Origin of the sequence: Aeromonas sp. ZOR0001 (assembly GCF_000801015.1) — a bacterium.
In the GTDB taxonomy this organism is placed as follows: domain Bacteria; phylum Pseudomonadota; class Gammaproteobacteria; order Enterobacterales; family Aeromonadaceae; genus Aeromonas; species Aeromonas veronii.
Window position 1 is genome coordinate 1 of record NZ_JRJY01000155.1, and the last position, 3,259, is coordinate 3,259.

Genomic DNA, 3,259 nt, shown 5'->3' on the forward strand with positions numbered 1-3,259 from the left:
CTGTAATGGAGTGGGCAGTTACACAGAATTATTTACAGGCTCATTAAATCATTTAGTCCATTTTATTTATATTGAACACCGTTTTGCGTATGCTTCTCTAATCAATTCTTCTATGATAGCATTTTTATTTTTGTTTTCTACTTGGCTTAGTTCGTCAAGAATATCGCCTATATCTTGGCTCATGTTTATACTGTATTGTTTCTTATCTTTGTTTTTATCTCGGTATTTTCTCTGGCTCCATGATTTCTTCATTGTGAGTGTAATAAGTTTTGAACTGTCCTCATTGAATGTGCGCGTCACATCAAAAAAAGAAATGATATCATCTCTAACTCCCATTGAGCCAGGAAGTACTAGTGGGATATATCTTAGTTTGTTATTAAGCAAGTAGTCAAATGTCCAAGATATTTTTTGATTTTCATCCTTGTTTAGCCAGCGAGTTATTTCTTGGTTTTTTAGGGAGTATGAAGCTGTCTCTTTTATATTATCTAGTATTTGTAATTTAATGGCCTTACTAACTCTCAATCTATTTATACAGCAAACGATTAAAAATGTGCTTATTTTTACATTGGTAATATCATTCATTCTCACAATTTTCTTGCTGTTGTTTGGCTGCATTGTTTGTAAAAATTCACATTTAAGGTCGAAATCGAACATTTTATTAGAGATGTGATCTAATGTTAAGTGACTCAATGTTCGCCATATATAAAAAATCAATCTGGTATTTTTTTCATCTATCCAATGTAGGTCATCCTTGGAAATACATGCTTGGGTATATTCGTTATGAAGTACTTTGATAAATCGGTCGAGGTTAAGTGTTGAATTGTCTCTAACATCATTATCAGACATGAATCTTTGAGCGTTAGGATCTAAGCTGGCTCTTGATAGTTCGTTTTCAATATTTTCAGCTGCAGGAATTACACACACTGAATACGAATTTATTTCACATGTTCTATACCAAAGATAATCAACAAAGTATTTGTCGAGTAACAGTGTTCTGACAACTTTTCCATCCGTCCAGAGCGCCATATTTTTTCACCCTAATAACTTAAAACTACATTGTAGTTTTTATTGTGTTTTTCGTGAGTGTGTTTTGTGGGGTTTTGTGATGTATTTCACGTGTTTTTTATGTTTGGCCTGGTGCAGGAATGGCCAACCAATGTTTGGGGTGTCTGGCTTAGAGTGCACTATGCATCTGGTGGTTTAGATCCTGAGCTTGTTTAGTGTGCTATGAATTACTGTGTGTGTCAGTAAAGTTCTTTCTTCATGGGTTTATCGCAAAGTTCAGTGGAGACTGAGATTTATTTATTCGGTTGTGGGTGGCTATCAATTAATTGTGCGGATTAATGAGATTGAGATTAGATTGTGGTTTATTTCGGATAGTAATTTTTAACATGTGGTCCTTCGTTATGAAGAAATAGCGGAGAGATAACATGAAGTTGATTAAGCTGAAAGAAGTCATCGAAATGACTACCTTATCCAAAGCGACAATTTATCGCTTGATGAGCAAGAGGGCATTTCCTGGTGCCGTTCCTTTAGGGCCTCGTGCGGTCGCTTGGAAGCTGAGTGAAGTAATAGAATGGATTGATTCGAAGGTATCCGCTAGATAGGAGGTATCGAGCTAAGTTCAGAGGAACTTATTTGTCTTAATGTTCGGAATTATCGAGCGCTTATCGAAAATAACCAAGCTTTTCTCGGCGATTTAGAATGTTGCTCAGTTCGGTAATAGTATTACATATACACGCGAAGTGTATAACACGGTAGAGGGGGTAGGAGATATATCGAGGGTGAGAGTGATACACCATCAAGAGTGTATCGCAGAGTATGTGAACGAGAATATGTGATATATACACTTCGTGTATACCAATCAGATGCACATCAGGCTTGTACATCAGATATAAGCCATTAGCTGTATAGATCTGCATAGCAAAGTATATGTAATGCACAGAGTGCTAAATGCAGATTGGTATATCAACCTAGTGGTTTGATAAGAGAGAACAGTATCAGTTGTCCGTAAAGTTTTACGTAGCAATCCTCATTAATGATGATAAGTGAAGTCACCTGAGTATCTAACCAACGGGTATAGGTATTCCATGCGAGCTATAGGAACTTATATGAAATCAAAAGTCGGGTATCATTTAATAGCCGACGAGCTAGAAAACTTACGAGGTGTGGCTGAGGCCAAGTATGGTTCAATATCCTTTGAGCAGTTGAAAACATCCGTGGAGGTAATCGCTAACTTCTTGAATAAACACCCACGAGTGTTTGCAGTGCGCGTTGACCTACGCTTCCCCCTGATATCCATCATGGATGATCCGGATATGCCGACAAGCTTCCCACCGGAGGTAGAGGAGGAAAAGGTTATTAAGCGCTTTATAGCTTCACTAAAAAGCCAAATACAGGCGGCACGTCACCGTAAGGGTAAGGCTGGTAAACCATTCTTCTTGGGATTTATCTGGGTGAAGGAGCAAGTAACAAGCCAGTATCCTCATTATCACGTGGTGCTACTATTTAACCGAGATGATTACGGTCATCTTGGGGACTACTCTAATCTCGATGGAGATAACATGGCTACGCGTATCCGTAAAGCTTGGTGTAGTGCATTGAGGCTCGCATACCCTGATTATGCGTCTTTGGTGCATTTCCCTGATGATGCAGAGTATCGATTTGATCGCCGAGATGCTGACCTACACAATGAGAAATTTTATAAATTCTTGGAGAGGACTGCGTATTTATTTAAATTACGTTCGAAAGTACGAGGTGAGCGTAATTTCGGGCGTAGTCAACTGATAAGGTAATGTTTACACTTAATTCATGGGCTCTAAATAACAGATCCTAATAGTGCTACACCTTCGCTGTGCCATAGCCATTCCCGGCGAAAGGAGACACGGTATCCATGAAGTGTTTCACTCGGGCCAGCAGGCTGGCCATTCCTCTGCATTGATGATTGCGCGTGATGGTTTCATGTAACTTGTGCCACAGCCGTTCTATGTGATTAACCCAAGGGCTGTAAACTGGCTGGAACACCAAGCAGAACTTGGGGTTCTTCTTCAACCATCGCTCGGTCTGCTTGCTTTTGTGGGTGATGCATCCGATCGGTTGAGTTGATATGATGAACTCTTTTGAGACCGACAGCTTCATGGCATCCATCCCCGTTCACTGTCCTCGTTGCAACTCTGACCACGTATATCGCCATGGTAAGACCCCTGCTGGCCATGTTCGCTATCGTTGCCCCGTCTGTCCGCACGTGTTTCAGCTCACC

General features: G+C 40.0%; 3 protein-coding genes and 2 pseudogenes. 3 read left to right on the forward strand and 2 right to left on the reverse strand.

Going from position 1 to position 3,259, the window contains the following annotated elements; translation table 11 throughout:
• Positions 1–66: 66 nt before the first annotated feature.
• Complete coding sequence (locus tag L972_RS21555; RefSeq protein ID WP_139714666.1) at positions 67–1,026, reverse strand: hypothetical protein; 960 nt, start codon at positions 1,024–1,026, stop codon at positions 67–69.
• 404 nt (positions 1,027–1,430) lie between these two features.
• Here L972_RS21555 and L972_RS21130 point away from each other — a divergent pair, with 404 nt between their 5' ends.
• Both L972_RS21130 and L972_RS18675 read left to right on the forward strand, forming a co-directional pair.
• Entirely contained in the window at positions 1,431–1,607 is a 177-nt protein-coding gene (locus L972_RS21130; RefSeq protein WP_081990762.1) for a helix-turn-helix transcriptional regulator, read from the forward strand.
• Positions 1,608–2,111: 504 nt separating this feature from the next.
• Positions 2,112–2,795 (forward strand): inovirus Gp2 family protein, encoded by a 684-nt coding sequence (locus L972_RS18675; RefSeq protein WP_047440224.1) that lies wholly within the window; start codon positions 2,112–2,114, stop codon positions 2,793–2,795.
• A gap of 46 nt (positions 2,796–2,841) precedes the next feature.
• On the opposite strand, the pseudogene L972_RS18680 reads toward L972_RS18675, so the two are convergent.
• Positions 2,842–3,084: pseudogene (locus tag L972_RS18680) on the reverse strand (transposase); the annotation flags it as partial.
• A gap of 35 nt (positions 3,085–3,119) precedes the next feature.
• Here L972_RS18680 and L972_RS21135 point away from each other — a divergent pair.
• Positions 3,120–3,259 (forward strand): annotated as a pseudogene (locus L972_RS21135) (IS1/IS1595 family N-terminal zinc-binding domain-containing protein); the annotation flags it as partial.

Bases quoted from the DNA above. Each gene is read 5' to 3' on its own strand.
- L972_RS21130 (WP_081990762.1), top strand. From the start codon at position 1,431: ATGAAGTTGATTAAGCTGAAAGAAGTCATCGAAATGACTACCTTATCC.
- L972_RS21555 (WP_139714666.1), bottom strand. From the start codon at position 1,026: ATGGCGCTCTGGACGGATGGAAAAGTTGTCAGAACACTGTTACTCGAC.
- L972_RS18675 (WP_047440224.1), top strand. From the start codon at position 2,112: ATGAAATCAAAAGTCGGGTATCATTTAATAGCCGACGAGCTAGAAAAC.